Genomic DNA, 26,211 nt, shown 5'->3' on the forward strand with positions numbered 1-26,211 from the left:
CAGAAAACAATACGAACGGTCGTGCTATCTTCGGAGGCATGAACGTCGACAGCGTCTACGTGGGCGAACCGAGCGTCCTGGGGTACCGGCGCGAGCTGCCGGTGCTGAGCGGGATCACGAAGGCGCTGGTCACGGCGCCGGAGCTGCAGCTGACCGAGCTGAACCTCGACGGCGACCGGCAGGCCGACCTCACCGTGCACGGCGGCCCCGACAAGGCGGTCTACGTCTACCCGGCCGAGCACTACGCGGCCTGGCGCGAGGACGGCTTCGAGGTGTCGACGGCCGACTTCGGCGAGAACATCTCGCTGTCCGGCGTCACAGAGGACGACGTGCGGATCGGAGACGTCTGGGCCTGGGGCGACGCGCTCGTGCAGGTCTCGCAGCCGCGGTCGCCGTGCTACAAGCTCGCGATGAAGACCGGTCGCAAGGACATCACCCCGGCGATGATCGACTCCCTGCGCTCCGGCTGGTACCTGCGCGTGCTGCGGCCGGGGATCGTGCCGACGTCGGGCGCGCTCGAGCTGGTCGAGCGCGCGGCCGCGCCGACGATCGCCGAGGTGTACGTCATCTCGTTCGCCAACTACGGACAGCTGCCGCCGGAGCGCATCGGGGCGGCGCTGGACTTCGCCGACCGCGTGCTGGCGACCCCGGGGCTGGCGGAGCAGTGGAGCACCGGCATCCAGTCCACTGTGGACCGCTGGCGGGCGCGGCGTGCCGGCTGACGGCCGGGTCGCCCGCGGCGACGCCACCCGCCGGCTGGTGCTGCGCCGGGCGGCGGACGTCGCGTCGGTGGACGGCCTCGACGGGCTGTCCCTCGGCCGGCTGGCCACCGAGCTGGAGCTGAGCAAGAGCGGCGTGTTCGCGCTGTTCGGCTCCAAGGAGGAGCTGCAGCTCGCGACGGTCGAAGCGGCGTTGGAGATCTTCCGTTCGTACGTCGTGACGCCCGCGTCGGCGGTCTCGCCGGGCCTGCCGCGGCTGCGCGCGATCTGCGAGAACTGGCTGGACTACTCGGAAAAGCGCATCTTCCCGGGTGGGTGCTTCTTCTTCAACGTCGGCGCGGAGTTCGACGCCCGCCCCGGCCGGGTGCACGACGCGGTGGCGGCGGCGAGCGGCTCGTTCGCGACGTTCATCCGCGAGACGGCCTTCGAGGCGGTCTCACTCGGCCACTTGGACGCCGACGCGGAGGTCCTGGCCTTCGAGCTGCACGCGCTGGGCCGCGCGGCGAACGCGGACGCGGTGCTGAACGGCGGAACGCGGGCCTATGCCCTGGCCAGGCGAGCGATCCGCGCAAGACTGTCGTGAGTGAGAAACAGTGTTCTAACACTGTTTCTCACTCACGACCGCTTACTTCCAGTCGACCTGCGGGCTGCGGTAGAAGTCGATGCCCTGGGTCACCCAGCGCGGGGCCTGCTTGGCCAGCCGCAGCCGGTAGGCGTCCCAGTTGTGCGTCGACTTCGGGGACCAGCCGATCTCCGCGATCCCCGGCAGCCGCGGGAACGCCATGTACTCGATGTCGTTGCTCGTGCGGATGGTCTCCGTCCACAGCGGCGCCTCGACACCCGCGACCTGCTTCTCACCGACGCCCGTCACCAGTGACGCGGGATCCCAGTTGTACCCGTCGCGAACCTCGACCAGCGCGGCCCAGTCCTGGCCCAGCGGGGTGTCGGGGTTGTACTTCATGTCCAGGTACGCGAAGTTCGCCGGCGACATCAGGATCTTGTTGCCCCGGGCCGCGGCGGCCGCGACGGACTCGTTGTCGCCGCCGAAGTCCCAGTACTGCGGGACGGCCGACACCGGCAGGTTCGACTTCGCGATCTCGTGCCAGCCGGTGACCTTCTTGCCGTACTTGGCGACGATCGGCTGCACCTTCTGCTGGAAGGTCAGGTAGTCCGCGGGCGGCGTCGCGTGCGCCTCGTCGCCGCCGATGTGCAGGTACTGGCCCGGCGTGATCGCCGCCAGCTCGCGCACGACGTCGTCGACGAACTTGTACGTGATCGGCGAGGAGATGCACAGCGAGCTGTAGCCGACCTCGGTGTCCGTGCGGACCGGGACGGCCTTGCCGTCGCAGTTCAGCTCCGCGTACGTCGACTGCGCCGCGTTCGTGTGGCCCGGCATGTCGATCTCCGGGATCACCGTGATGTGCCGCGAAGCCGCGTACGCGACGATGTCCTTGTACTGCTTCTGCGTGTAGTAGCCGCCCGGATCGCCGTCGACCGCCGTCTTGCCGCCGACGGTCGCGAGCTTCGGCCAGCTCTTGATCTCGATGCGCCAGCCCTGGTCGTCCGCGAGGTGCAGGTGCAGGGTGTTGATCTTGTACTGGGCGATCTGGTCGATGTACAGCTTGACCTGGTCCGGCTGGAAGAAGTGCCGGGCGACGTCGAGCATCGCGCCGCGCTCGCCGAAGCGCGGGTAGTCGAGGATCGTGCCGCCGGCGACCGTCCACGTCCGGTGCTGGACGCGTTTCGCGTCGATCGCGGACGGCAGCAGCTGCCGCAGCGACTGGACGCCCTCGAAGAGCCCGTCCGCGGTGTTGGCCTTCAGCGAGACGCCGTCGTGGGAGACCTTCAGCTCGTAACCCTCGGTGCTGGTCCGGGCGTCGTGCCCGAGCTGCAGCGAGATCGCGGGGACGCCCCACGCGCGCGGCACGACCGGCAGCGGGTAGCCGGTGGCCGGGTGGAGCAGGCCGCGCAGGTAGTCCGCGACCTGGCCGGCGCCGCGGTCGGCGCTGATGACGGTGAACGGCGTCAGCTTGAAGTCGCCCCGCGGGTCGGCCTTCGCCGAGACGGGCGCCGGGACGACGTCGGTCACGCTGCGTTCTGGAGCGGCAGGGGCTGGGGCCGTTGCTGCGGCGGCGGGCAGGCCGACTGCCGTCAGACTCACGATCGCCGTGGTCAAGACGGCTCTGGACAAGCGCATCAGGGCACCTCCGGTCGGGGACTCCACCCAAAGGTACAGACCAGCCGGGGTATTTGGAACAGCTCTTAACGAAGGGCGGCCCGGATCGCGTCGAGCACGCCCGGGTCTTCGATCGTGGAGGGCACGGCTTCGTCGCGGCCGTCGGCGATCGCGCGCATGGTCTTGCGCAGGATCTTCCCGGACCGCGTCTTCGGCAGGGCGTCCACAATGGACACGTCGCGGAACGCGGCGACCGGCCCGATGTCCCGGCGGACCATCGCCACCAGTTCGTCCCGCAGCTGCTCCTCGGCGATGTCCTGGCCCGCTTTGAGCACGACGAACCCGCGGGGCAGCTGGCCCTTGAGCTGGTCGGCGACGCCGATGACGGCGCACTCCGCGACGGCGGGGTGCGAGGCCAGCACGGCCTCCATCGAACCCGTCGAAAGCCGGTGCCCGGCGACGTTGATGACGTCGTCGGTGCGGCCCATGACGAACAGGTAGCCGTCTTCGTCGAGGTAGCCGGAGTCGCCGGTCAGGTAGTAGCCGTCGTAGCGGGAGAGGTAGGCCTCGCGGTAGCGCTCGTCGTCGCCCCACAGCGTCGGCAGCGAACCCGGCGGCAGCGGCAGCTTCACCGTGATGGCGCCTTCGCGGCCGGCCGGCAGCTCGTCGCCGGCCTGGTCGAGGATCCGGACGTCCCAGCCGGGGACGGGCTTGGTCGCCGAACCGGGCTTGACCTCCATCGGCTCGACACCGCGGAGGTTGGCCGCGATCGCCCAGCCGGTTTCGGTCTGCCACCAGTGGTCGATGACCGGCGTGCCGAGCTTCTCGTGCGCCCAGTGGTAGGTCTCCGGGTCGAGCCGCTCGCCGGCCATGAACAGCGTCTTGAACGCCTTGAGGTCGTGCTTTTCGAGCTCACGGGCGTCCGGGTCGACCTTCTTGATCGCCCGCAGCGCGGTCGGCGCGGTGAACAGCGCCTGGACGCCGTGCTCGGCGATGACCCGCCAGAACGCGCCCGCGTCCGGCGTCCCGACCGGCTTGCCCTCGTAGAGCACGGTCGTCGCGCCGGCCAGCAGCGGCGCGTACACGATGTAGGAGTGCCCGACCACCCAGCCGACGTCGGACGCCGTCCACCAGACGTCACCGGCGTGGACGTCGTAGACCGCGTCCATCGAGTAGGCGAGCGCGACCGCGTGGCCGCCGGTGTCGCGGACGACGCCCTTCGGCTTCCCGGTGGTCCCGGACGTGTAAAGGATGTAGAGCGGGTCGGTGGCCGCGACCGGCACCGGCTCGGCCGGGGTGGCGCCCGCCGCCAGCTCGGCCCAGTCGAGGTCACGGCCGGTCAGCTCGGCCGGCGCCTGCTCGCGCTGCAGCACGACGACGTGGTCGGGCTGGTGCTCGGTCATCGCGAGCGCGCCGTCGATGATCGGCTTGTACTCGACCACGCGCGTCGGCTCGATGCCGCAGGACGCCGCCAGGATCACCTTCGGCTTCGCGTCCTCGATCCGCGCCGCGAGCTCCTTGGGCGCGAACCCGCCGAAGACCACGGAGTGCACCGCGCCGATCCGCGCGCAGGCCAGCATGGCGATCGCGGCTTCGGGCACCATCGGCAGGTAGACGATGACCCGGTCACCCTTCGTGACCCCCAGGGAGCTGAGCGCACCGGCGAACCGCGCGACCGCGTCCCGCAGCTCTTCGTAGGTGTAGGTGCGTTGCCGTCCGGTCACGGGAGAGTCCCAGATCAGCGCGGCCTGGTCGCCCCGGCCGGCCTCGACGTGCCGGTCGAGCGCGTTGTACGAGGTGTTCAGCTCGGCGTCCGGGAACCACCGGTAGAAGGGTGGGTTCGAGTCGTCCAGGGCCCGTTCCGGCGCCTTCGTCCAGCTGATTTTCCCGGCCGCTTCCAGCCAGAACGCGTCCGGCTCGGTCAGGCTCCGCTGGTAGGCCTCGGAGTACGCACCCATTCCCGCTCCTTCGCGTCGGACGTCCGCTCCGACCCCATCATGACGCGCGGGCGGCGGGCTCGCCGGATTCCGGGCACCCTGAAGACCCGGCAACCCAACGGCGGCCGGCTGCGTCCTAAGCTGGACCGCAGGAAAACGCCGTGTGGCGGTACCAAGCGAATACGGACAGTGAGGGGAGCCCGGCGGTGAACGGACTCGCGAGCGCGTTGCTCTCGCTAGCCCATTCCTTGTTCGGCCCGGGCTTCTGCCCCGGCGACTGGGTCTGGGCCACGAGTGCGGCCGGCGCGCTCGTCGCACTGCTGCCGCCGATCGGCGCGCTGGCCGTGTCGATCATCCGGAAGGGCACGGGCAACCGCTACGACGTCACGACGCTGGGCGTCTTCGCCGCGATCGGGCTGTTCAGCGCGCTCATCCTGCCGTGGCTGCTGTCCAACGGCGTGTCCGGCGTGTTCCGGGCGGAGTTCTCGAACCAGAAGTCCGGGCTGTCCAAGACGGAGACGTCCACGTTGACCAGCGGTTTCTGCTGGGTGGACAACCAGAAGTCGTACCTGGGCGGGCGGCAGACCGTCTTCGACGTCTTTTCCGCCGGCAGCACCGGCCCCGACGACCTCCCGGTCTTCGTCTACCTGGCGGCCTTCGTCGTGCTGGGCGCCGGTTCGCTGCTGTTCGTGATGCTGCAGGGCCGCACGGCCTTCCGTCGCGGCCCGAAGTGGCCGTCGCGGTTCTTCTGGATCCCGTTCGCCGCGATGCTCGTGTTCAGCGTCGGCATGGAGGCCAACACCGCCCTGCACTTCTTCCTGGGTTTCCTGCCGTTCAGCGTGCTGGGCCTGATCCCGGTCGCGATGGTCGGGCCGCCGCCGTGGTCGGTGATCAACCGGTCGGACGCGCCGCCGCGCCGCGACCAGGAGCCGCAGGGGCCGCCGCCGTCGCAGGTCCAGCCGCGCCCGACCCCGCCGCCACCGCCGCCGCCTCCGGTCAACCGGCCGTACCCGAAGACGGCGCTGGCGGCCGCTCCCGAACCCCCGCCGATGGCCGGCGCGCTGGCCGCGGCCCCCGGCCCGATCCCGCCGCCGCCCGGCTCGCGCAACGCCGGCGGCAGCCGCTACCGGCGCGTCAAGCAGCTCGGCGCGGGTGGTTTCGGCACGGTCTGGCAGGCCGTCGACACCCAGCTGAACCGCACGGTCGCGCTGAAGATCGCGCACGCGCCGGACCGCGACACCGCCGAGCGCATGCAGCGCGAGGCCCGCGCGCTGGCCGTGGTGAGCCACCCCAACTGCGTCAAGGTGTACGACCTGGCCGAGGAGCCGGACGGGCTCGCGCTGGTCATGGAGTACCTCGAAGGCCGTCCGCTGGCCGAGCTGGTCGACGGCCAGGGTCCGCTCGACGACGTCGCCGCCGGGCGCCTGTGGGCGACGATGGCGGGCGCGCTCGCCGCGGCGCACGAGAAGGGCGTCCTGCACCGCGACATCAAGCCGTCGAACGTCATCCTCGACCCGAGCGGCCTGGCCCACCTGATCGACTTCGGCATCGCCCGCAGCCAGGGCGACTCGAAGATGACGGCGACCGGCATGATGATCGGCACGCCCGACTTCGTGGCCCCGGAGCAGGCGATGGGCGCGACGGCGTCCCCGGCGTCGGACGCGTGGCAGCTGGCGGCGACGATCAGCTACGCGCTGTCGGGCCAGCCCCCGCGCGGCACCCGCGAGACGCCGATGGCGGCCCTGATGGCCGCGGCCCGCGCCGAACCGGTGTCCCGCCTGCCCCAGCGCAGCGCACACGCGCGGCTGCTGGCGGCTTCGCTGGACCCGGAGCCGCGTCGCCGTCCGACGCTGAGCGCCGTGCGGCGCGAGGTCGAGGGCTGGCTGTCACGGGCCGGCAAGTCGGCCGACGGGCCGGTGACGCGGGTGGTGCCGCGTCAGCCGGGGAACCAGCTGCCCCGCCGCTAGCCGGGCTTCACGGCCTCGAAGATCAGCAGTTCCTTCGGCCGGAGGTCGACGCTGACCTGCTCAAACCCCGCCTTCTCGAGCCGGCCGGGGAACGTCGGCGCGTCGATCACGTTCATCGTGTCGCCGATGTGCAGGAGCCGGAAGCGCAGGTTGAGCTGGCCGTCGCTGCCGCAGTACGTGCCGCCCGGGCGCAGGACCCGCGCGGCCTCGGCGAAGATCGCGTCCTGCAGCTGCCTGGTCGGCACGTGGTGCAGCATCGTGAAGCAGACGACGGCCGAGAACCGGCCGCTCTCGAACGGCATTTCCGCACCGCTGCCCTCGACGACCTCGGCGCGGTCGCCGTACTTCGCCCGCAGCAGCTCAGTCGACGCGTGGTCGATCTCCAGCACCGTCAGCTTCGGGACGGCGTCGAGCAGCACCTTCGTCGTGGCGCCGAACCCGGGCCCGATCTCCAGCACGTCGTCGCCCAGGTTCCGGTCCTCCAGCCACGGCGTGAGGCGCTCCTCGACGGTCGCCGCCCACTTCTCCGAGCTGCAGATCTTGCGGTGGATCAGGTTCATCGGCATGCGTCCGACGCTATTTCCGCGTGCTGGTGGCTGGTAGCCGATAGCCTGACAAATGATGTCGCCAAACGGTCAAGCCATGCTCCTCGGCGAGGTCGACCTGCCCGCCGGCACCTGGTTCCCGTGGCACGAGCACCCGGTGCACCAGCTGGTCTGGTCGGCCCGCGGCGTCGTCGCGGTGAAGTCCGGTGACGCGGGCTGGGTGCTCCCGCCGACCCGCGCCCTGTGGATCCCGGCGGGCGTCCAGCACCGCACGGGCGCGCTCGGCCGGGCGGCGCTGCGCGGCATCTACGCCGATCCCGCGTTGTCCCCGGTGTCGTGGCCCGTTCCCCGGCTGGTGGTCGTCCGCCCGCTGCTGCGCGAGCTCCTGGAGTACCTGACCGGCGACAGCGTGGCCCCGGCGGCGCGGCTGCGGGCCGAGGCGGTGGCGTTCGACCTGCTGGAGCCCCTGGAAGTGGTCCCGATCGTGGTGCCCTCCCCGGCCGACCCACGCGCCCGCGACGTCGAGACGGCGGTGCTGCAGAACCCGGCGGACCCGCGCAGCCTCGCGGAGTTCGGGCGGGACGTCGGGGCGGCGGAGCGGACGTTGGCGCGCATCTTCGTCCGCGAGTGCCGGATGCCGTTCGGGACGTGGCGCACGCAGGTGCGGCTGCGTGCGTCGCTGCCGTTGCTGGCGCAGGGCTCGCCGCTGGAGGCGGTGGCCCACCGGGTGGGCTACAGCTCGGCGAGCGCGTTCGTAGCCGCGTTCCGGCGCGCCGTCGGGGTCACGCCGGGGGCGTACTTCGCGGGCTGAGCCGGCACCAGTACCGCAGCCGTCTGGCGGAACTGGTGTCCGCCAGGACACCGCCGTTGCGCTCGATCACGCGCCGCGACGCGTGGTTCTCGGGAGCGCAGGTCAGCAGGGCGTCGTCGAGGCCGGCCTCGCGGGCGACCAGCAGGCTCGTCCGCAGCAGGGCGGTGGCGTGCCCGCGCCCTCGCGCGGTCGGCCAGCCCTACCGCCAGGAGGGCAGCCAGCGTTCGGCTTCCCAGTGGCCCGTGGTGATCGCAACCCCGTTCAGGATCGGCCACAGCCAGGCGAAGTTCGCCACCACCAGGCCCACGTACAGCGACACCACGAGCAGACCGGTCCCGCGTCTTTCGAACCCGCGCCGGGCGCTGCCCAGGATCTGGCCGAGGCACAACGTCAACCCCAGCACGAGGAACGCCGCCAGCGGGGTCGCGTAGAAGAAGTACATCTGGCGGTCGATGTTGGTGAACCAGAAGACGTACCCGCCGAGGTAGCCCACCAGGACCGCCGCGTAGCGCCAGTCCGCGCGGAAGATCGAGCGCCAGACCGACCAGCCCAGCATCGGGATGGCCAGCCACCACATCGCCGGTGTGCCGATCAGCATCGTCGCGCTGACGCAGCGGGACTCGCCGCAGCCGGTGACCTCGCCGTCGTAGCTGTAGAGCATCGGGCGCAGCCCCATCGGCCACGTCCACGGCTTCGACTCCCACGGGTGCGGGTTGTCCTTGGGCGTGACCAGCGTTTCGTGGAAGTGCAGGACGTTGCCGGTGTAGTCGGCGAGCGAACGCAGCGACGCCGGCACCCACGACCAGATGCCCGGCGCGATGTCCTTGATCTCGGTGTAGTGCCGGTCGGTCGCGGTCTCGCTCGCGAACCACGCCCAGTACGCGGCGAGGTACATGAGGAACGGGACGAGCAGGATCGCCCAGAGCGCGGGCAGCACGTCCCGGCGGATCGTGCCGAGCCACGGCCGTTCGACGCCGGCCGCGCGCCGCGCCGCGACGTCGAAGAATACGCACAGCAGCCCGAACGCGACGATGTAGTACAGCGCCGACCACTTGACGCCGAAGGTCAGCCCGATCATCAGCCCGGTCGCGAACCGCCACCAGCGGAAGCCCAGCTTGGGGCCCCACACGGACTCGTTGACCCAGCCTTCGCGGACCGCCGTCGCGAGCCGGGTGCGCACCTGGTCGCGGTCGACCAGCAGGCAGGCGAACGCGGCGAGCACGAACAGCGCGATGAAGATGTCGAGCATGCCCATGCGCGACTGCAGGTGCAGCACGCCGTCGCTGATCACGAGGATGCCGGCGATGCCGCCGAGCAGCGTCGAGCGGGTCAGGCGGCGGGCGATGCGGATGGTCAGGAAGACGATGAGCGTGCCGGCCAGCGCGGGCATGATCCGCCAGCCCCAGCCGTTGTAGCCGAACAGCCATTCGCCGATCGCGATCAGCTGCTTGGCCAGCGGCGGGTGGACGACCAGCTCGTAGCCGTAGTTGTCCTCGTAACCGCCGTTGCGCAGCATCTGCCACGCCTGCGGGACGTAGTGCTTCTCGTCGAAGACCGGGCTGCCCTTGTCCGTCGGCACGCCCAGGTTCTGCAGCCGGACGATGCCGCCGATGAGGGTCAGCACGAGGGTGACGACCCAGCCGCGCAGCCGGTCGGCCGGCATGCCGCGGCCGAGCAGGGTCACTTCGCGGTCGGTCGGCGGCCGGAGCGCCTCGACCGGGTCCGGCCGGACGCTTTCGTCGTCGGGACGGGTCAGCACGGCGGTCACGGGGGCGATCCTACGGGCGGGGCAGGGCGTGCGTCGTCCGGATCCGCTGATCAGCCTAGGCTGGCCCGGTGAGTGCCTCGCTTGTTCCCGGTCGTCTCGTCCTGGCCGCAACCCCGCTCGGCGACGTCCGCGACGCCTCGCCCCGCCTGGCGGAAGCGCTGGCGGAAGCCGACGTCATAGCGGCCGAGGACACCCGCCGGTTCCGCTCGCTGGCATCGGCACTGGAGGTGACTCCGCGAGGCCGCGTGGTGAGCTTCTACGAAGACGTCGAGACGGCGCGCCTGCCCAAGTTGCTCGAATCGTTACGCGCGGGCGAGACGGTGGTGCTGGTGACGGACGCCGGTATGCCCAGTGTGTCCGATCCGGGCTTCCGCCTGGTGTCGGCGTGCGTCGCGGCGGATATCCCGGTGACGTGCCTGCCGGGCCCGTCCGCGGTGACGACGGCGCTCGCTTTGTCCGGTTTGCCGTGTGATCGGTTTTGTTTCGAGGGCTTCGCGCCGCGCAAGCCTGGGGAGCGGTCCCGCTGGCTCACGTCGCTTCGTGACGAGCCTCGGACGGTGGTGTTCTTCGAGTCGCCGCACCGGGTGGCGTCGTTGCTGGCGGACGCGGTTTCGGTGCTGGGCCCGGATCGGCCCGCCGCGGTGTGCCGTGAGCTGACGAAGACGTATGAAGAGGTGAAGCGGGGGAGTCTGTCGTCGCTGGCTTCCTGGGCCGCGGAGGGTGTGCGCGGGGAGATCACGGTGGTGCTTTCCGGGGCGGAGCCGCGGGAGGTCTCGGTGGCGGACCTGGTTTCGGAGGTCTCTTCCCGAGTGGCGGCGGGCGAGCGCCTGAAGACCGCGGCGGCGGAGGTCGCCGAGGCCGCTGGGGTGTCCAAAAAGGAGCTTTACGACGCCGTCCTGCTGGCGCGGAAGGCGTAGTGACCGGGATGACGCGCATCCCCGGTGATCACGCCGGAAGGGCAATGTCTGTTTTGTCCCAGGTCAAATCCGAATATTGAGCCATTCGGCCGCTACCGCCGCAGTCGATCATCGGCGATCGTTCCTCTTGGGCGCGGCCAGGACTGTCCAGGCCGCGGAGGAGGGGTTTCCGCGTGTCTTCCGTCGTGCGTGCTTCCCGGTCGAGATCCGGCCGTGGCGTGAGTTTCCTCGTGCTGGCCGTGGTATCCGGGATCGTCCCCGCCGCGGCCTTCGCGCGTCCGGCCGAAGCGGCGGCCGTCGAGCCGGCCCCGCCCGTGGTCTCCTCGTCGACGTACCCGGCCGGTGGGTTCGGCGGCGGTCCCGGCCAGCCCGGTGACTTCACGTTCACGCCGGCCGGCACCGGGTCCCCGGTCGACTACTACGTCTGGCGGCTGGACAACTCGGTCGCGCCGAGCTGCGACGGCGTCGAGGCCGGCACGGTGACGCCGAAGGTGCCCCACGGTCCCGCCACTACGGCCATCGCGCCCGCCAGCTCGGGCTCGCACGTGCTGAGCGCGTGGGCGTGCGACGCCGCGAAGACGCCGTCGGCGCGGACCGACTACTCGTTCCTGGTCAAGGACGCCGCGGCCCCGGTGGCGGCGTGGCAGTTCGAGGGTGACGGCCGCTCGCAGTTCGCCGGCCTGCGCTACGCGGGCGCCGGTTCGGGTGGTTTCGCGCCGGGCAAGCTCGGCCAGGCGGCGACCCTGAGCGGCCTGCCCGGTGACTACTTCGCGACGAGCGCGCGGGTCGTGGACCTCGGCAAGTCGTTCTCGGTGTCAGCCTGGGTCGACGCGGCCGACCTGGGCGAGCGGCGGGTGGTGCTGTCGCAGGACGGCACCCGGACGAGCGGGTTCGCCCTGCAGTACCTGGAAACCGGCAAGTGGGCGTTCAGCCTGAGCGGCTCGGACGTCGCGAACCCGGTCGTGCGGTCGGCGGTCTCCACGACGGCTCCGGCCGCGGGCACTTGGACACACCTCGCGGGCGTCTACGACGCGACGGCCCACACGGCGACTCTGTACGTCGACGGCCAAGCCCAGCAGACGGTCCCGGCCACGGCTTCGGGCGGGGTGGGCCCGCTGGTCCTCGGCGGCGGCCTGGTCGCGGGCGCCCGGGCGAACCTGTTCCACGGCGCGATCGACGAGGTGGCGGCCTTCGGGCGTGCCCTTTCCGCCGCCGATGTCACCACCCTCTACAGCCAGAACGGCGTCCCGGGGGGACTTCCCGCTGTTCGTGAGTACACATTGGACGGTGACACGGCCGACGCCACCGGCGCCGACGGCACGGTGACGGGGACGAGCGTCGCCTACGGCCCCGGCTACTCGGATTCGCCGGGCCGGTCCGCGACCGACGACTCGATCGGGCACGGCCAGGGGCAGGCGCTGGCAGGCACCGGCGTGGCGACGTCGTCCCCGGTGGTGGACACCGCGGGGAGCCTGGCGGTTTCGGCCTGGGTGAAGCTGGACAAGCCCGGCTGCTACACCTTCGCCGCACAGGGAGGCGCCTCCGGCGACGCGTTCAGCCTCGGTGCCACGTCCGACAGCCTCGAGTTCGGGCTGAGCACCGCCGGAGGGCACTGGCGGTGGGCGAAGACGTCCGTCACCCCGCACCTCGGGAAGTGGACCCACCTGACCGGCGTCCACGACGTGGTCGCGGGCAAGGAACGGCTCTACGTCAACGGCGCACTCGCCGCCGAAACGACGATCCCGGCGGGCACCGCGTGGCGGTCGACCGGCCCGTTCCGGATCGGCGCCTTCACGGGCTCGATCGACCAGGTCCAGGTGTGGGACCGCGCGGTGCCGTCCGCCGAAGTGGCCGAGCTCGCCAACACCGCCGTGCTGCGGGCGAACTACCAGCTCGACGGCACCACGACGGACACCGTCAGCGGCGTCACGGGCACCCCGGCCGGGAGCTTCCAGCTGACGACCGACGACAACGGCGCGAACGTCGCCCGCTTCCCGTTCGACGGCGGCGCCCAGGTCGAAGGGCCGCGCCCGCAGAACTTCCGCAGCGACCGGAGCTTCACCGCCGAAGCCTGGGTCAAGCACACCTGGACCGAGGCGGACGTCGAGCGGGAGCAGCAGCGTGACCCGTCCGACCCCGCCGGCGTGGACAAGGCCGGCCGCACGGCGCTCGGGGCGAACAGCGCGTCCACCTCGCCGTACCTCCTGGGCTACCGCGGCGCGCAGGACGCGAACGGCGCCTGGCACCCCGCCTGGAACTGGACGCTCGGGACGGCCCAGGTGACGCCGGACGGGGACGCCGAGTCCGGCGTCTGGACGCACCTCGCCGGGACGTACGACGCGGTGACGCACCAGGCGTGCCTGTACGCGACGACGGACGAGCGGCAGTACAGCCCGAAGTGCGTCGACGGCGTCACCGTCGGGAACGGCGCGAGCGACCTCGAGGACCTCTTCCTCGGGCGCGCCCGGTCCAACGGCCAGGACAGCGACTACTGGTACGGCGACCTGCGAGGTGTCCGCGTCTACAGCGGCGTGCTCGACGAGCAGCACATCAACGTCGACGTGATCCTCGACCACCCCTAGGTCAGCAACGCGGTCACCGCGGCATGCGCCTTCTCCGCATCGGGCGCATCCCCGGTGATCACGTCCGTGTACACAAAAGACTCGCCGATCCGCACCAGCAGGTAAGCCAGGTCCGGCACCGGCAACGGCGGCACCAGCCGCCCGGCCGCGACCTCCGAAGCCAGCAGGTTCGAAAGCTCCGCCGTCGTCCGCTGCTGGCAAACGCTTGCGCGTGTCGTCAGCAGCCGCAAAGCCCGCTCAGGCTCCCGGCGCAAGAAGTCCCGAAAAGGCGGCGACTCGTTCGCGGACCGCACGTACCCGCTCACGAAGTCAGCCACCCCGGCAGCCCCGCGACCCGAGCACGAGGGCAGCAGCCGGGCGATCGAAGCCGACGACAGCGACCACAGGATCTCGCCCAGGAGGAGGTCCCGCGATCCCACCCGCCGGTGCAGGGTCGCGCGGCTGATCGACAGCGCCTCCGCCAGCTCGCCCATGTCCACGCGCCGACCGGCCAGGAACCAGTCGCGGGCCAGGGCGAACGCAGCTGAGTGAGACATATGTCAGAATGTCTCACATCGAACGGCGGACGGCGAGAGGGACAGCGACATGCGCGCAGTGCAGGTGACCGAGTTCGGCGGACCCGAGGTGCTCACGCCGGTCGAACTGCCCGATCCCGTGGCCGGCCCGGGCGAGGTCCTCATCGACGTCGACCGCATCGGGGTCAACTACGCCGATACCCACCAGGCCGAGAACAGCTACCTCGCGCCGTCCAAGCTGCCGCTCGTTCCCGGTGGTGAGGTCGTCGGGCGGACCCCCGAAGGCAAGCGCGTCGTCGCCCTCCTGAACGGTGGGGGCGGCTACGCCGAGAAGGCCGTCGCGCCCGAGGCGACCACCTTCCCCGTTCCCGACGGCATCGATGACCTCACCGCCTTGTCCATGCTGGTCCAGGGCGCCACCGCCTGGGTCCTCCTGCGCAAGAACGCCCACCTCGAAAAGGGCGAATCGGTCGTCGTGCACGCCGCCGCCGGTGGGGTCGGGACCATCGCCGTGCAGCTCGCCAAGGCCTGGGGTGCCGGCCGCGTCATCGCCACCGCCAGCAGCGAGGAGAAGCGCGCCCTCGCCCTCGAACTGGGCGCCGACGTCGCCGTCGACTCGCGCGCGGAGGACATGACCGAGGCGCTCCTCGACGCCAACGGCCGCCGCGTCGACGTCGTGCTCGACATGGTCGGCGGCACGACCACCGACCAGAGCATCGCCGCGCTCGCGCCGTTCGGCCGGCTGGCCTTCTACGGCATGGCCGGGCGGGAGAACCCCAAGCCGGTCGAGATGCGCAACCTCCTCGGCCACAGCACGACGATCAGCGGCATGTGGCTGCCGCACGTCTTCCGCCTGCCCGGCAACGTCTTCGGGACCGCCCTCACCGAGCTGTTCGACCTGGTGCTCCAGAAGAAGCTCAAGGCGATCCCCGGCGGCGAGTTCGCCCTGTCGGACGCGCGCGGCGCGCACGAGGCCCTGCGCTCCCGCAAGACCGTCGGCAAGCTACTGCTCGACCCCGGCAAGTAGGCGTTCCAGGGGTGCCGCCTTGTGGAGGCACTCCTGCCACTCCGCCTCCGGGTCCGAATCCGCCGTGATCCCGCCGCCGACGCCGAGGGAGATGACGTCGTCGCGGATCTCGAACGTCCGGATCGCGACGTTCAGCTCCAGCCCCGCCGCCGGCGACACCAGGCCGATCGCACCCGTGTAGACCCCGCGCCCGCAGGGTTCCAGCGCGGCGATCAGGTCGAGCGCGCGGATCTTCGGCGCGCCCGTCACCGAGCCGGGCGGGAAGGTCGCCGCCAGCAGCTCGGCGTCCGAAACGGACGGACGCAGCACGCCCGTCACCGTCGAGTCCAGGTGCCAGACACCCGGCGCCGGGCGGACCCGCAGCAGCGACGGCACCGTCACCGACCCGACTTCGCACACCCGCCCCAGGTCGTTGCGCACCAGGTCCGTGATCATCACGTTCTCCGCGACGTCCTTTGTGGACTGCCGCAGCAGGAGGGCGTTCCCGTCGTCGGCGGGTCCGCGCCGGGGGAGCGTCCCCTTGATCGGCGTCGACCGCACCGCGCGGCCGTGCCGCTCGAGGAACAGCTCCGGCGAGAACGAGACCACCGACCCCCACGGGCCGGACAGGAAGGCCGCCCGGCGAGGCGCCAGCGAAGACACCCCGGCCGCGAACAACCCGGCGGGAGAGCCGGCGAACGACCCCGTGAACCGGCTGCAGATGTTCGCCTGGAACAGCTCGCCCGCCTCGATCGCGTGCACGCACGCCTTCACCGCGTCCCGGTGTTCCGACGGCAGCGGACGCCGCAACGGCCCGGCCGTCCAGGAAAGATCGGCGGGAGAAGAGGCCAGCAGCGACTCCATTGTGGACACCGAAGGCTCGCCGCCGTCCAGGGACTCCAGGTAGCAGGTATCCGGCGAAGACCACCGCAGCACGTGGTCCGTCCAGCCCCACGCGGACGCCGGCAACGCGCCGGTCCGGCCGGAAGGATCCGCCAGGTCGTACGAGAGATGGCCGAACCACCCGCCCCCGATCACGCCGGGCGGGGCGTCGACTTCGCCGGGCGAAGGGAAGTCACGGGGAGAAACGGCGAGGGTGGGCGCGATCACCGCGTGGCCGCCGAACCACTCGCCGGACAGCATCGCGGGCGGCGAGAGCCCGCGGGAGGCGTTGTGGTGAGCAAGTACCGAGAAAGCGCGCGCGGGCGTGACGTTCGTCCGGAGTGGCCTGCTCGTCACGCGCATGGCGACATATCACCACACGTCAGAGCAGCAAGTCGCCCAATGTGAACGGGTACACGACGGCGTTCTGCTCCACGGGCCCGTCGACGCCCGGGACGTCCGGCGCGCACGCGTGCTGGTGCACGCCGAGTCGCGAGTGGAACCAGCCGGCCCGGCCCGGGATGCCGTTGTGCCGGATCAGCCACAGCACCACCTCGGAGTCGGCCCAGCGGTCCGGGTGCAGCCGGTGCTGCCAGCAGTCGTAGTCGGCGTAGACCAGCACGCGCTCGATGCGCGCCGCCTGCCGGACGTACTTGATCCACGCCTTGATGAAGCGGTCGTCGACGCTCGGCGCCGCCACCTCCAGCGCCGGCGCCAGCGAGCCGGGCGCGAACGCGCCGAGCCTGCTGGCCGTCCGGACGAAGTGGTCGGCCTGGTCGTGCACCGCGCCGGGCCGCGCGTAGTGCCGGCCGCCGACGTGGAGCCCCGCTTCCTGCGCGCCGGCCAGGTTTCGTTCCGAGGCGGAGCTGCTCCAGTTGACGTTCTCGCTGATCGTCACCGAGACGAACCGGGTCTGCGCGGCGCGCACGGCCTGCCAGTCGGCGACGTGCTCGCGGTGGGACAGCGAGATGCCGAGCTCGGCTTCCGGCTCCGTCACAGTCCGCCCCCGGCGCGTAGATGAAGAGCACACCATACGTCGCCGGGAGCGGACCCGCAGTGACCCACACCCGGTTGATCAGGCCTTTTTTGATCAGGCGCTGTCTTTTTGGAACGTTCGGGTGCCCCACCACACGGACACCACCGCCATCGCCAGCACCACGACGCTGCCGGTGAACAACGCGTCCATGGTGAAGTCGCCGCGGAACGAGTTCCGCTCGACGTCGACCACGTGCCGGAACGGGTTGATCCGGGAAACCGTGTACAGCCACGCCGGTGCGTTCCCCGACGTGATCGGGATGAGGATCCCGGACAGCAGCAGCAACGGCATCAGCACGGCGTTGAGGAACGCCGGGAACGTCTCCTCGCTCTTCAACGTCAGTGCCAGCGCGTAGGAGCACGACGCCAGCGATGTCGCCAGCAGGAACACGATCACCAGGCTGAGCAGGACTCCGTAGAACGGCGCGTCCAGGTCGAACACGAGGTACGCCAGCGCGATGATCAGCGCGGCCTGCACCACCGCCTGCAGCGAGCTGGCCAGCACCTTGCCGAGCAGCAGCGCCACCCGGCTCACCGGGGTCACGCGGAACCGCTCGACCACGCCCGCCCGGTAGTCGGCGAGCAGCCCGAAGCCGACGAACGAGCTGCCGAACAGGGCCAGCTGTGCGATCAGGGCCGGGGTGAGGAGCATCCAGCCGTCCACTTCGGGGACACCGCCCCGCTCGAGCATGTCCACGAGCAGCGGGCCGAAGAAGAAGAGGTACATCAGCGGCTGGGCGAGCCCGATCACCAGCCAGGTCGGGTTGCGCAGCGCCGCCGTCATGTCGCGGCGGAAGATCAGCCAGGTGTCACGCAGCACGGGTGCCCTCCTCGGCTTCGCGCAGCGAGCGCCCGGTCAGGGTCAGGAAGACGTCGTCGAGCGTCGGCCGGTGGACCCGCATCGAGCGCATCGGGATGTCCTTCGCGTCGAGCGCCCGCAGCAGCTCCGGTAGCGCGACGTCGCCGCGGGGCACGCGGAAGCGCACCTCGCCGTCGGCCACGGACAGCTCGTGCGCGCCCGCCAGCCGGCCGGCGATCTCGGCGGCGTCCGCGCCCTGCTCCGGATCGACGCCGACTTCGACGCGGTCGCCGTTGACCTGCGCCTTGAGTGCGTCGGGCGTGCCCTCGGCGACGATCCGGCCGTCGTCGATGACGATCAGCCGGTCGGCCAGCGAGTCGGCTTCGTCGAGGTAGTGGGTGGTGAGGAAGACCGTGACGCCCTGTTCGGTGCGCAGCCGGCGGATGTGCTCCCACAGGTTGGCGCGGCTCTGCGGGTCGAGCCCGGTCGACGGCTCGTCGAGGAACACCAGTCCCGGCGAGTGGATCAGCCCGAGCGCGATGTCGAGCCGCCGCCGCTGGCCGCCCGACAGCGTCCTGGTCAGCCGCCGGTCGAGCCCGGTCAGGTCGAGCTGCTCGGCCAGCTCGGCGCCGCGCGCGATCGCGTCGGCCTTGCTCATCCGGTAGAGCCGCCCCTGCAGCTCGAGCTCGTCGGCGACCCTGGTCTCCGGCGAGGTGCCGCCGCCCTGGGCGACGTAGCCGATGCGCTCCCGCACCCCCAGCGGGTCGGCCAGCAGGTCGCGGCCGCCGACGGTCGCGGTGCCCGCGGTCGGCTTCAGCAGCGTGGTCAGCATGCGCAGCGTGGTCGTCTTCCCGGCGCCGTTCGGTCCGAGGAACCCGACGAGCTCGCCCGCGTCGACGTCGAGGTCGACGCCCTTCACCGCGTGTACTTCGCCCCCAGAGCGGCCCTTGCGGCGGAACCGCCGCTCGAGACCGCGTGCCGTGATCATGGGATCTCCTAATCAAACTTGACTACTTGAAGCGCACACTGTGCCCCGGAGGGAGTGTGTTAGTCAAACTTGATTACTCGCCGGCCATCACGTACTCGCCCGCTTCGAGCCGGGCGACCAGGCCTTCGAGCCAGGTCAGGCTCGCGTCGGTGATCCCGCCCCACAGCCGGTACAGCTCGCCGACGTGCTCGGGCGTGCCCAGCTCCATGCTCGCCTTGATCTCTTCGAGCATCAGCTTCGCCTGCCGCTGCTCGGCCTCCAGGTGCACGAGCCGGTGCCGGAGCAGGTTGATCACCCGGGCCCGCGGCAACGTCGTCATCAGCGAGATCCCGGCCGACAGGTCCGGGTGGTTGAGCTCCGGATCGGACAGCGCTTTCGACAGCAGGACCTGGTACTCCTGCTCGCCGACGTCGGTGAGCCGGTAGGCCGTGCGGTCGGGGCCGCCGTCGCCCGGCTCGACGTCGACCAGCTCCAGCAGGTCTTCGGCGGTCATCTTCTTCAGCGCGTGGTAGATCGACCCGGGCTGGACGTTGGCCCACTTGTCCGCCGACCAGCCGAGCAGCTCCCGCCGCACCTGGTAGCCGTGCGCGCGGCCGTACATCCGCACCACCCCGAGCACGAGCAGACGTGTCGCCGACAACCCAGGCCTCCCTCTCGACAATCCGTGTGACGCCCTCCGTAGGCTAATAAGGTATGAGCACCCCTGTGTTGACAGCGGTGGCCTGGCCCTACGCCAACGGCCCCCGCCACATCGGCCACGTGTCCGGATTCGGCGTCCCGTCCGACGTCTTCTCCCGCTACCAGCGAATGGCCGGCAACCGGGTGCTCATGGTCTCCGGCACCGACGAGCACGGCACCCCGATCACGGTCCAGGCCGACAAGGAGAACTCGACCCCGCAGCTGACGGCGGACAAGTACACCCGCCAGATCGGCAACGACCTGCAGGGCCTCGGTCTCTCCTACGACCTGTTCACCCGGACCACGACCGGCAACCACGCCGAGGTGACGCAGCAGATCTTCCTGGCGCTGCACCGCAACGGCTACGTCGTGCCGAAGACCACGCGCGGGGCGATCAGCCCGTCCACCGGCCGCACGCTGCCCGACCGCTACGTCGAGGGCACCTGCCCGATCTGCGGGTACGACGGCGCGCGCGGCGACCAGTGCGACAACTGCGGCAACCAGCTCGACGCCGCGGAGCTGATCAACCCGAAGTCGCGGATCAACGGCGAGACGCCGAAGTTCGTCGAGACCGAGCACTACTTCCTCGACCTGCCGGCGTTCACCAAGACCCTCGGCGACTGGCTGGGCACCAAGACCGACTGGCGCCCCAACGTCCTCAACTTCACCAAGAACCTGATCGACGACATGCGGCCCCGGCCGATCACCCGCGACCTCGACTGGGGCGTCAAGATCCCGCTCGACGGCTGGAGCGACCAGCCGATGAAGCGGTTCTACGTCTGGTTCGACGCGGTGATCGGGTACTTCTCGGCCAGCGTCGAGTGGGCCCGCCGGTCCGGCAACCCGGAAGCGTGGCAGGAGTGGTGGAACAACCCCGACGCCCGGTCGTACTACTTCATGGGCAAGGACAACATCACCTTCCACGCCCAGATCTGGCCGGCCCTGCTGTTCGGGCACAACGGCGAGGGCGACAAGGGTGGCGAGCCCGGCAAGTACGGCAAGCTGCACCTGCCCGACGAGATCGTCTCCAGCGAGTTCCTCACCATGAGCGGCTCGAAGTTCTCGACCTCGCGCGGGCGCGTCATCTACGTCGAGGACTTCCTGCGCGACTTCGGCCCGGACACGCTGCGGTACTTCATCTCGGTGGCCGGCCCGGAGACCCAGGACACCGACTTCACCTGGGACGAGTTCGTCCGCCGGACCAACTTCGAGCTGGCCAACGAGTGGGGCAACCTGGTCAACCGGTCCATCTCGATGGCGCACAAGAACGTCGGCGCCATCCCGCGCCCGGAGGCCCCGACGGCGGCCGACGAGGACCTGAAGGCCCTGTCCCGCAAGGCCTTCGACACCGCGGGCGCGCACCTGGCCCGGTCCCGGTTCAAGCTGGCGGCGAGCGAGGCCATGAAGGTCGTCACCGCGGCGAACAAGTACATCTCCGACCAGGAGCCGTGGAAGCTCAAGGACGACCCCGCGCGGCGTGACACGGTGCTGCACACCGCGCTGCAGGTCGTCTCCGACGCCAACACGCTGCTGACGCCGTTCCTGCCGCACTCGGCCCAGAAGGTGCACGAGGCCCTCGGCGGCACGGGCGTCTGGGCCGCCCAGCCGGAGCTGAAAGAGGTCGACGACCTCGACATCGCCGGCCGGGTCAACCCGATCCTCACCGGCGACTACGCGGGCGAGCAGGCCAAGTGGGAGTCGAAGCCGATCGAGGTCGGCAAGCCCCTGCAGAAGCCGTCGCCGCTGTTCACGAAGCTCGACCCGGCGCTCGGCGAGACCGGCCCGGAGTGGGCGCCGATCACCAAGGAGTAAGAGGTATGCATGGGTGACGAGAAGCGCGAGCTGCCGCCGGTCCCGGACCGGCTCCCGGTGTCGGTGGTGGACGCGCACACCCATCTCGACGCGTGCGGCGCGGTCACCGCGGCCGAGGTCACGGCCATGGTCGACCGCGCCGAGCGCGCCGGCGTCGCCCGCGTCGTCACGGTCGCGGACGACCTCGCCTCGGCCCGCTGGGCCGCCGAGGCCGCCACCTGGGACAGCCGGGTCTGGGCCGCCGTCGCGATCCACCCGACGCGCACCAAGGAGTTCGGCGAGGCCGAGAAGTCCGAAGTGGAGCGCCTGGCCGGCCACGAGCGCGTGGTCGCCGTCGGCGAGACCGGCCTCGACTACTACTGGGACTACTCCCCGCACGACGCCCAGCAGGAAGCGTTCCGCTGGCACATCGACCTCGCCAAGCGGCTCGACAAGCCGCTGATGATCCACGACCGCGAGGCGCACGACGACGTGCTGCGCATCCTGGCCGAAGAGAATGCGCCGAATGCCGTAATCTTCCATTGTTTTTCCGGAGACGCGGAAATGGCGCGCAAGTGCGTCGACGCGGGATACGTCCTTTCCTTCGCCGGCACGGTGACGTTCAAGAACGCGAAGGGGCTCCACGAGGCGGCCCGGCTCTGCCCGGCGGACCAGTACCTCGTCGAAACCGACGCACCGTTTCTGACCCCCCACCCGTTCCGTGGGCGGCCGAACGAGCCGTTCGGCGCGGCCTACACCGTCCGTCACCTCGCGGCGCTCAGGGGCGAAGCTGTCCACGAAGTCGCCGAATCGGTCCGGACCACTGCCGAGCGGGTCTACCGACTCCCCAGTGTCACAACGGGTTGAACGCATTGCGACATCAGGGTTCCTTGATCGTCCACCTGATGGAGTGACGGGGATCACGACACTCCGGGGGGTGTTTGCGCAACCCGGCGGGACCCGTTACTGTCCCGTGATCGTGCCGGTCGGTACTGCACCATGCAGTTGCCGGCTGTTACGCCCACAGTCACGTCAGTGCACGTCGGGGAAGCGGAACCGGGTAGGTACGACCGGGACCGTGACGATGGCGCCGGCTGCGGGCCCAGACGTAAAGACGCCGCCCCGAACGGCGTCTTGGGAAAGGGAACGACAGCGGTGACAGGTAGCAGACAGGCTGGAGCGCGCTCCGCGGCCGTCCTCGATCGTCATTACGAGGACACCGCCTACGGCCAGCTCGACTTCTCCGACGACCCGAACATCACGCAGCAGGACATCCTCGCCGCGCTCGGCCCCGACGCCGACGCGATGATGGCCGAGATCGACGTCGACGTCGACGAGCTGATCCGGCTCATCAACGCCGAGACGACGTACCTGCCGCCGATCGTCATCCCGGACGAGATCGAGGCGGACCGGACCGCGTCCCCGCAGGCCAAGCGGGCCATGCTGGACGAGGGCCTGCGCGAGACCACCAAGATCTGGAAGCGCCGCTTCCTCAAGGGCGCCGTCCTCGGCGTCATGATCAGCATCGCCGGCGGCGGCGCGGCCGCGCTGGCGATGAACAAGAGCATCACCGTCGACGTCGACGGCCAGCAGACCACCGTGCACTCGTTCGGCGACACCGTCGGCGAAGTGCTGGAGGACGCGGGCCTGTCCGTCGGCGCGCACGACTCGCTCTCCCCGTCCCCGCAGGCGGAGGTCGGCGACGGCGGTGTCATCAAGCTCGAGCGCGGCCGTCAGCTGAAGATGATCGTCGACGGCGCGGAGCACACCTCCTGGGTCCGCGCGACCCACCTCGGCGACGCGCTCGGCCAGCTCGGCATGGCCGGGGTGGACAAGCCCGGCACGTGGATGTCGATGCCGAAGGACGGCGAGCTGCCCCTGCAGGGCGCCACCGTCGAGATCAAGACCCTCAAGAACCTCACGCTCTACGACGGCGCCAACGCGCCGAAGAAGGTCACCACGACCGCGGTCACCACGAAGGAGTTCCTGGGCGAGTACAAGCTCACCCTGGGCCCGGAGGACCAGGCCGAGGGCGGTCTGGACGTCAAGCTGACCGACGGCGCCGAGGTGCACATCAGCCGCACCGGCGTCTCGACGGTCGTCCAGAAGGAAGACATCGCCCCGCCCGAGCAGAAGGTCGACGACCCGGACCTCGTCAAGGGCAAGACCTCGGTCGAGGACCCGGGCACGCCCGGCGAGAAGATGGTGACCTACAAGGTCACGCAGAAGAACGGCAAAGAGGTCTCCCGCGAGAGCATCTCCGAGCAGGTCATCACCCAGCCGAAGCCGAAGATCATCCACGTCGGCACCAAGCAGGCCCCGACCCCGGCGATCGGCGACGGCTCCGCGTGGGACCGCATCGCGCAGTGCGAGTCGGGCGGCAACTGGGCCATCAACACCGGCAACGGCTACTACGGCGGCCTCCAGTTCGACAAGCGCACGTGGGACGCCTACGGCGGCGACGAGTACGCGGCGCTCCCGAACCAGGCTTCGCGCGAGCAGCAGATCGCGATCGCGGAGAAGGTCAAGGCCGGCCGTGGCGGCAGCTACAGCGCTTGGCCGGTCTGCGGCAAGAAGGCCTGACACGCTTTTCGAGCGGCCCTCACCTCGACGAGGTGGGGGCCGTTTCGCGTGCGCGGAAAGGCATCACGCGTGTCCCGAGGGGCATCACGCGTGATCAGGCGGGCATCACGCGTGATGCCCCCCCAATCACGCGTGATGCCTGCCCAGTCACGCGTGATGCCCCATCGGTAAGCTCCAGCGGTGGTTGAACTGTTGGGACCTGCCGAGATCCGCGGGCTGGCGGCCGAGCTGGACGTGCGGCCGACCAAGAAGCTCGGGCAGAACTTCGTGCACGATCCCAACACCGTCCGGCGGATCGTCGAGCTGGCGGACGTCGGCCCGGACGACGTCGTCCTCGAGGTCGGGCCCGGGCTCGGGTCGCTGACCCTCGGGCTGCTCGCCACCGGTGCGCGCGTCGTCGCCGTCGAGATCGATCCCAAGCTCGCCGAACGGCTGCCCAAGACCGTCGCCGAGCGGGGGTCCGAGGTCTCCGAACGACTCCAGGTCGTCACGGCCGACGCGCTGCGGATCACCGACGACCAGCTGCCGCGGCCGACCGCGCTCGTCGCGAACCTGCCCTACAACGTCGCCGTCCCGGTCGTGCTGCACCTGCTCGCCGAGGTGCCGTCGCTCACGTCCGGCCTCGTCATGGTCCAGACCGAGGTCGCCGACCGGATGGCGGCGGGCCCCGGCAGCCGGATCTACGGCGTGCCGAGCGTCAAGCTCGCCTGGTACGGCCCCGCGCGCAAGGTCGGCGCCGTGCCGCGCTCGGTGTTCTGGCCGGTGCCGAACGTCGACTCCGCGCTCGTCGCCTTCGAACGCGGTGACGCTCCGGCGTCGGACGACCGCGATCGGCTCTTCGGCCTCGTGGACGCCGCTTTCTCACAGCGCAGGAAGACGCTCCGCGCCGCGTTGGCGGGCTGGGCCGGCTCGGCCGAGCGGGCCGGGGAGCTGCTCACGGCCGCCGGGATCGACCCGAAGACCCGCGGTGAACAGCTGAACGTGCACGACTTCGCGAGGCTCGCCGCCGCGCGTTAGCACGTCCACAGTGGAAGTCAACGGGGTCCGGCGAAAATACGCCTCTTGACGTGCGATCTCGCGATTCGGACACCTCCACTCGTGTGATCTGGGCCAACAGGCTTGCTTTCGCTCGCCGGGATCGGCTTTACTCGGAAGTGTCCATCCCGAGCGACTGAGAGACCTGGCTCGCCGAAGTCGCAGCAACCACCCCCCGCGGGGAAGGTGCTACCGCCAGGACCGATGGAGGCCGTTTCCGATGAAGAGGGTAGCTCGCCCCCTGCTCCTGACCAGGCGTCGCGTAGTCGACGAAGGCCGCCGCTCCGTGACCGCATGTCGACGCTCCCACTGAGCTTGTCGTAGCCGGTCCACCTCTTCTTCATGCACCGTCCTCAAAGGACGGACTTCGCCTGCGGCCGGGTGCCGCGCGCTGCGCGCACCCCGTTTTCTGGAGCCTTCGTGATCACCGTCGAAAACTTGTCCAAAACCTTTGCCACCAACGGAAACTCGGTCGTCGCCCTGCACGACGTGAGCGTCGAGGTCCAGGCCGGCTCGCTGTTCGGCGTGGTCGGCCCGGCCGGGTCCGGCAAGTCCGTCCTCGCCCGCTGCATCGCGCTGCAGGAGCGGCCCGACCGCGGCGTCGTCCGCCTCGACGGCCTCAACACCGGCACCCTCGACGGCCGCCGGCTGCGCGAAATCCGCCGCCAGCTCGGCGTCGTCTCGACGAAACCGGAGCTGATCGCCGAGCGCACGATCGCCGGCAACATCGCCTCCCCGCTCGAGCAGCTCGGCGTCGACGGCCCGCAGCGCCGCAGCCGGGTCGGCTCGCTGCTCGACCTCGTCGGCCTGACGCAGCGCGCGACGCAGCGTCCCGGTGAGCTGACCGAGGGTCAGCTCCGCCGCGTCGCGGTCGCGAAGGCACTGGCCGCGGCGCCGGCGGTGCTGCTCGCCGACGACCCGACCGCCGGCATCGACCCGGAGGAGGCCGGCGCGGTGCTCACCGTGCTCGACCGCGCCCGCGCCGAGCTGGGCACCACCGTCGTGGTCACGACCCCGGACGCCGGCGTGGTCCGCCGGGTCTGCGACGACGTCGCGGTGCTCGAAGACGGCACGGTCGTCGAGCGCGGCACTGTCCTCGACCTGGTCTCGAACCCGGCCAGCCGCACCGCGCAGGCGCTGCTGCCCGCCATCGAGACCACCCGCGCCCAGATCGCCCGCTACGACCGCTCGGCCGACGTCGTGCTGATCGGTTTCGCTTCGGTCGGCGCGCTGCTGCCCGAGGCCGCGGGCCGGTTCGACGTCGAGTTCGCCACGATCGGCGGCGGCCTGACCCGGATCGGCGACACCCCGGTCGGCCGGTTCCGCCTCGGCGTCCGCGGCGAGCGGGCCGACGCGGCACTGGCGTGGGTCGCCGAGCGCGGCGGCCACGTGACGCACACCGCGCGCGGCCCCCAGGGTGTCGCGGCAGCTTGACCCGAACGCCGTAAACGCCCCGATGCGCACGTCGCATCGGGGC

General features: G+C 70.8%; 22 protein-coding genes, 1 pseudogene and 1 riboswitch. Of the genes and pseudogenes, 12 read left to right on the forward strand and 11 right to left on the reverse strand.

Annotation, left to right across the window (positions count from 1 at the left end; genetic code table 11):
- Positions 1-38 precede the first annotated feature (38 nt).
- A complete protein-coding gene (locus ACZ7OU_RS12155) occupies positions 39-722 on the forward strand; it encodes an MOSC domain-containing protein (protein WP_470255088.1) in 684 nt (227 codons plus the stop codon).
- Complete coding sequence (locus ACZ7OU_RS12160) at positions 712-1,302, forward strand: TetR/AcrR family transcriptional regulator (protein ID WP_470255089.1); 591 nt, start codon at positions 712-714, stop codon at positions 1,300-1,302. The genes ACZ7OU_RS12155 and ACZ7OU_RS12160 overlap by 11 nt, the downstream gene beginning before the upstream one ends.
- A 42-nt stretch (positions 1,303-1,344) precedes the next feature.
- On the opposite strand, the gene ACZ7OU_RS12165 is transcribed toward ACZ7OU_RS12160, so the two are convergent.
- Both ACZ7OU_RS12165 and ACZ7OU_RS12170 read right to left on the reverse strand, forming a co-directional pair.
- Positions 1,345-2,916, reverse strand: coding sequence for a beta-N-acetylhexosaminidase (locus ACZ7OU_RS12165; protein ID WP_470255090.1), 1,572 nt, complete (start codon positions 2,914-2,916; stop codon positions 1,345-1,347).
- A 65-nt stretch (positions 2,917-2,981) separates the two neighbouring features.
- Positions 2,982-4,853, reverse strand: a complete 1,872-nt coding sequence (locus ACZ7OU_RS12170) for a propionyl-CoA synthetase (protein ID WP_470255091.1) — start codon at positions 4,851-4,853, stop codon at positions 2,982-2,984.
- Between the two features lie 185 nt (positions 4,854-5,038).
- Here ACZ7OU_RS12170 and ACZ7OU_RS12175 point away from each other — a divergent pair, with 185 nt between their 5' ends.
- The gene (locus ACZ7OU_RS12175; protein WP_470255092.1) at positions 5,039-6,799 is read left to right on the forward strand and encodes a serine/threonine-protein kinase; all 1,761 of its coding nucleotides are present in this window, start codon (positions 5,039-5,041) and stop codon (positions 6,797-6,799) included.
- On the opposite strand, the gene ACZ7OU_RS12180 is transcribed toward ACZ7OU_RS12175, so the two are convergent.
- Positions 6,796-7,365: a class I SAM-dependent methyltransferase gene (locus ACZ7OU_RS12180; RefSeq protein ID WP_470255093.1), complete on the reverse strand. Its 570-nt coding sequence runs from the start codon at positions 7,363-7,365 to the stop codon at positions 6,796-6,798. The genes ACZ7OU_RS12175 and ACZ7OU_RS12180 overlap by 4 nt on opposite strands.
- 76 nt (positions 7,366-7,441) lie before the next feature.
- Between ACZ7OU_RS12180 and ACZ7OU_RS12185 the strand changes: the two genes are divergently transcribed.
- Positions 7,442-8,155, forward strand: a complete 714-nt coding sequence (locus tag ACZ7OU_RS12185; RefSeq protein WP_470255094.1) for an AraC family transcriptional regulator — start codon at positions 7,442-7,444, stop codon at positions 8,153-8,155.
- On the opposite strand, the pseudogene ACZ7OU_RS12190 reads toward ACZ7OU_RS12185, so the two are convergent.
- Together ACZ7OU_RS12190 and ACZ7OU_RS12195 are read right to left on the reverse strand one after the other, a co-directional pair.
- Positions 8,127-8,336: pseudogene (locus ACZ7OU_RS12190) on the reverse strand (GNAT family N-acetyltransferase); the annotation flags it as partial. The gene ACZ7OU_RS12185 and the pseudogene ACZ7OU_RS12190 overlap by 29 nt on opposite strands.
- A gap of 18 nt (positions 8,337-8,354) precedes the next feature.
- Complete coding sequence (locus tag ACZ7OU_RS12195; protein WP_470241906.1) at positions 8,355-9,923, reverse strand: dolichyl-phosphate-mannose--protein mannosyltransferase; 1,569 nt, start codon at positions 9,921-9,923, stop codon at positions 8,355-8,357.
- A 68-nt stretch (positions 9,924-9,991) separates the two neighbouring features.
- Between ACZ7OU_RS12195 and rsmI the strand changes: the two genes are divergently transcribed.
- Together rsmI and ACZ7OU_RS12205 are read left to right on the forward strand one after the other, a co-directional pair.
- Complete coding sequence (gene rsmI, locus ACZ7OU_RS12200) at positions 9,992-10,840, forward strand: 16S rRNA (cytidine(1402)-2'-O)-methyltransferase (RefSeq protein WP_470241905.1); 849 nt, start codon at positions 9,992-9,994, stop codon at positions 10,838-10,840.
- Between the two features lie 218 nt (positions 10,841-11,058).
- Positions 11,059-13,422, forward strand: coding sequence for a LamG domain-containing protein (locus tag ACZ7OU_RS12205; RefSeq protein WP_470255095.1), 2,364 nt, complete (start codon positions 11,059-11,061; stop codon positions 13,420-13,422).
- Here ACZ7OU_RS12205 and ACZ7OU_RS12210 read toward each other — a convergent pair.
- Positions 13,419-13,958: a QsdR family transcriptional regulator gene (locus tag ACZ7OU_RS12210; protein WP_470255096.1), complete on the reverse strand. Its 540-nt coding sequence runs from the start codon at positions 13,956-13,958 to the stop codon at positions 13,419-13,421. The genes ACZ7OU_RS12205 and ACZ7OU_RS12210 overlap by 4 nt on opposite strands.
- A gap of 49 nt (positions 13,959-14,007) precedes the next feature.
- Between ACZ7OU_RS12210 and ACZ7OU_RS12215 the strand changes: the two genes are divergently transcribed.
- Positions 14,008-14,964, forward strand: a complete 957-nt coding sequence (locus tag ACZ7OU_RS12215) for a quinone oxidoreductase family protein (RefSeq protein WP_470255097.1) — start codon at positions 14,008-14,010, stop codon at positions 14,962-14,964.
- Here ACZ7OU_RS12215 and ACZ7OU_RS12220 read toward each other — a convergent pair.
- The 5 genes from ACZ7OU_RS12220 to ACZ7OU_RS12240 all read right to left on the reverse strand — a co-directional run bounded on the left by ACZ7OU_RS12220 (position 14,941) and on the right by ACZ7OU_RS12240 (position 19,287).
- Positions 14,941-16,188 carry an aminodeoxychorismate synthase component I gene (locus ACZ7OU_RS12220; RefSeq protein ID WP_470255098.1) on the reverse strand — a complete coding sequence of 416 codons (1,248 nt, stop codon included), beginning with the start codon at positions 16,186-16,188 and terminating at the stop codon, positions 14,941-14,943. The genes ACZ7OU_RS12215 and ACZ7OU_RS12220 overlap by 24 nt on opposite strands.
- A gap of 19 nt (positions 16,189-16,207) precedes the next feature.
- A complete protein-coding gene (locus tag ACZ7OU_RS12225; protein WP_470255099.1) occupies positions 16,208-16,822 on the reverse strand; it encodes a glycoside hydrolase family 25 protein in 615 nt (204 codons plus the stop codon).
- 93 nt (positions 16,823-16,915) lie between these two features.
- Entirely contained in the window at positions 16,916-17,680 is a 765-nt protein-coding gene (locus tag ACZ7OU_RS12230; protein WP_470255100.1) for an ABC transporter permease, read from the reverse strand.
- The gene (locus ACZ7OU_RS12235) at positions 17,670-18,647 is read right to left on the reverse strand and encodes an ATP-binding cassette domain-containing protein (RefSeq protein ID WP_470255101.1); all 978 of its coding nucleotides are present in this window, start codon (positions 18,645-18,647) and stop codon (positions 17,670-17,672) included. Before ACZ7OU_RS12235 ends, ACZ7OU_RS12230 begins: the two co-directional genes overlap by 11 nt.
- A 73-nt stretch (positions 18,648-18,720) precedes the next feature.
- A complete protein-coding gene (locus ACZ7OU_RS12240; protein ID WP_470241897.1) occupies positions 18,721-19,287 on the reverse strand; it encodes a PadR family transcriptional regulator in 567 nt (188 codons plus the stop codon).
- Between the two features lie 53 nt (positions 19,288-19,340).
- Here ACZ7OU_RS12240 and metG point away from each other — a divergent pair, with 53 nt between their 5' ends.
- The 5 genes from metG to ACZ7OU_RS12265 all read left to right on the forward strand — a co-directional run bounded on the left by metG (position 19,341) and on the right by ACZ7OU_RS12265 (position 26,168).
- Positions 19,341-21,137 (forward strand): methionine--tRNA ligase, encoded by a 1,797-nt coding sequence (gene metG, locus ACZ7OU_RS12245; RefSeq protein WP_470255102.1) that lies wholly within the window; start codon positions 19,341-19,343, stop codon positions 21,135-21,137.
- 9 nt (positions 21,138-21,146) lie between these two features.
- Positions 21,147-21,983: a TatD family hydrolase gene (locus tag ACZ7OU_RS12250; RefSeq protein WP_470241895.1), complete on the forward strand. Its 837-nt coding sequence runs from the start codon at positions 21,147-21,149 to the stop codon at positions 21,981-21,983.
- Positions 21,984-22,271: 288 nt separating this feature from the next.
- Positions 22,272-23,699, forward strand: a complete 1,428-nt coding sequence (locus ACZ7OU_RS12255; protein WP_470241894.1) for a transglycosylase family protein — start codon at positions 22,272-22,274, stop codon at positions 23,697-23,699.
- Between the two features lie 180 nt (positions 23,700-23,879).
- The gene (gene rsmA / locus ACZ7OU_RS12260; protein ID WP_470255103.1) at positions 23,880-24,716 is read left to right on the forward strand and encodes a 16S rRNA (adenine(1518)-N(6)/adenine(1519)-N(6))-dimethyltransferase RsmA; all 837 of its coding nucleotides are present in this window, start codon (positions 23,880-23,882) and stop codon (positions 24,714-24,716) included.
- Positions 24,717-24,854: 138 nt separating this feature from the next.
- A riboswitch (SAM riboswitch) is annotated at positions 24,855-24,961 on the forward strand.
- A gap of 193 nt (positions 24,962-25,154) precedes the next feature.
- Positions 25,155-26,168: a methionine ABC transporter ATP-binding protein gene (locus tag ACZ7OU_RS12265; RefSeq protein ID WP_470241892.1), complete on the forward strand. Its 1,014-nt coding sequence runs from the start codon at positions 25,155-25,157 to the stop codon at positions 26,166-26,168.
- The last annotated feature ends 43 nt before the right edge of the window (positions 26,169-26,211 follow it).

This window comes from Amycolatopsis sp. NPDC114505 (assembly GCF_055633615.1).

Bases quoted from the DNA above. Each gene is read 5' to 3' on its own strand.
- ACZ7OU_RS12170 (WP_470255091.1), bottom strand. From the start codon at position 4,853: ATGGGTGCGTACTCCGAGGCCTACCAGCGGAGCCTGACCGAGCCGGAC.
- ACZ7OU_RS12180 (WP_470255093.1), bottom strand. From the start codon at position 7,365: ATGCCGATGAACCTGATCCACCGCAAGATCTGCAGCTCGGAGAAGTGG.
- ACZ7OU_RS12210 (WP_470255096.1), bottom strand. From the start codon at position 13,958: ATGTCTCACTCAGCTGCGTTCGCCCTGGCCCGCGACTGGTTCCTGGCC.
- ACZ7OU_RS12155 (WP_470255088.1), top strand. From the start codon at position 39: ATGAACGTCGACAGCGTCTACGTGGGCGAACCGAGCGTCCTGGGGTAC.
- ACZ7OU_RS12250 (WP_470241895.1), top strand. From the start codon at position 21,147: ATGGGTGACGAGAAGCGCGAGCTGCCGCCGGTCCCGGACCGGCTCCCG.
- ACZ7OU_RS12220 (WP_470255098.1), bottom strand. From the start codon at position 16,188: ATGCGCGTGACGAGCAGGCCACTCCGGACGAACGTCACGCCCGCGCGC.
- ACZ7OU_RS12165 (WP_470255090.1), bottom strand. From the start codon at position 2,916: ATGCGCTTGTCCAGAGCCGTCTTGACCACGGCGATCGTGAGTCTGACG.
- ACZ7OU_RS12235 (WP_470255101.1), bottom strand. From the start codon at position 18,647: ATGATCACGGCACGCGGTCTCGAGCGGCGGTTCCGCCGCAAGGGCCGC.
- ACZ7OU_RS12215 (WP_470255097.1), top strand. From the start codon at position 14,008: ATGCGCGCAGTGCAGGTGACCGAGTTCGGCGGACCCGAGGTGCTCACG.
- metG (WP_470255102.1), top strand. From the start codon at position 19,341: ATGAGCACCCCTGTGTTGACAGCGGTGGCCTGGCCCTACGCCAACGGC.
- ACZ7OU_RS12185 (WP_470255094.1), top strand. From the start codon at position 7,442: ATGCTCCTCGGCGAGGTCGACCTGCCCGCCGGCACCTGGTTCCCGTGG.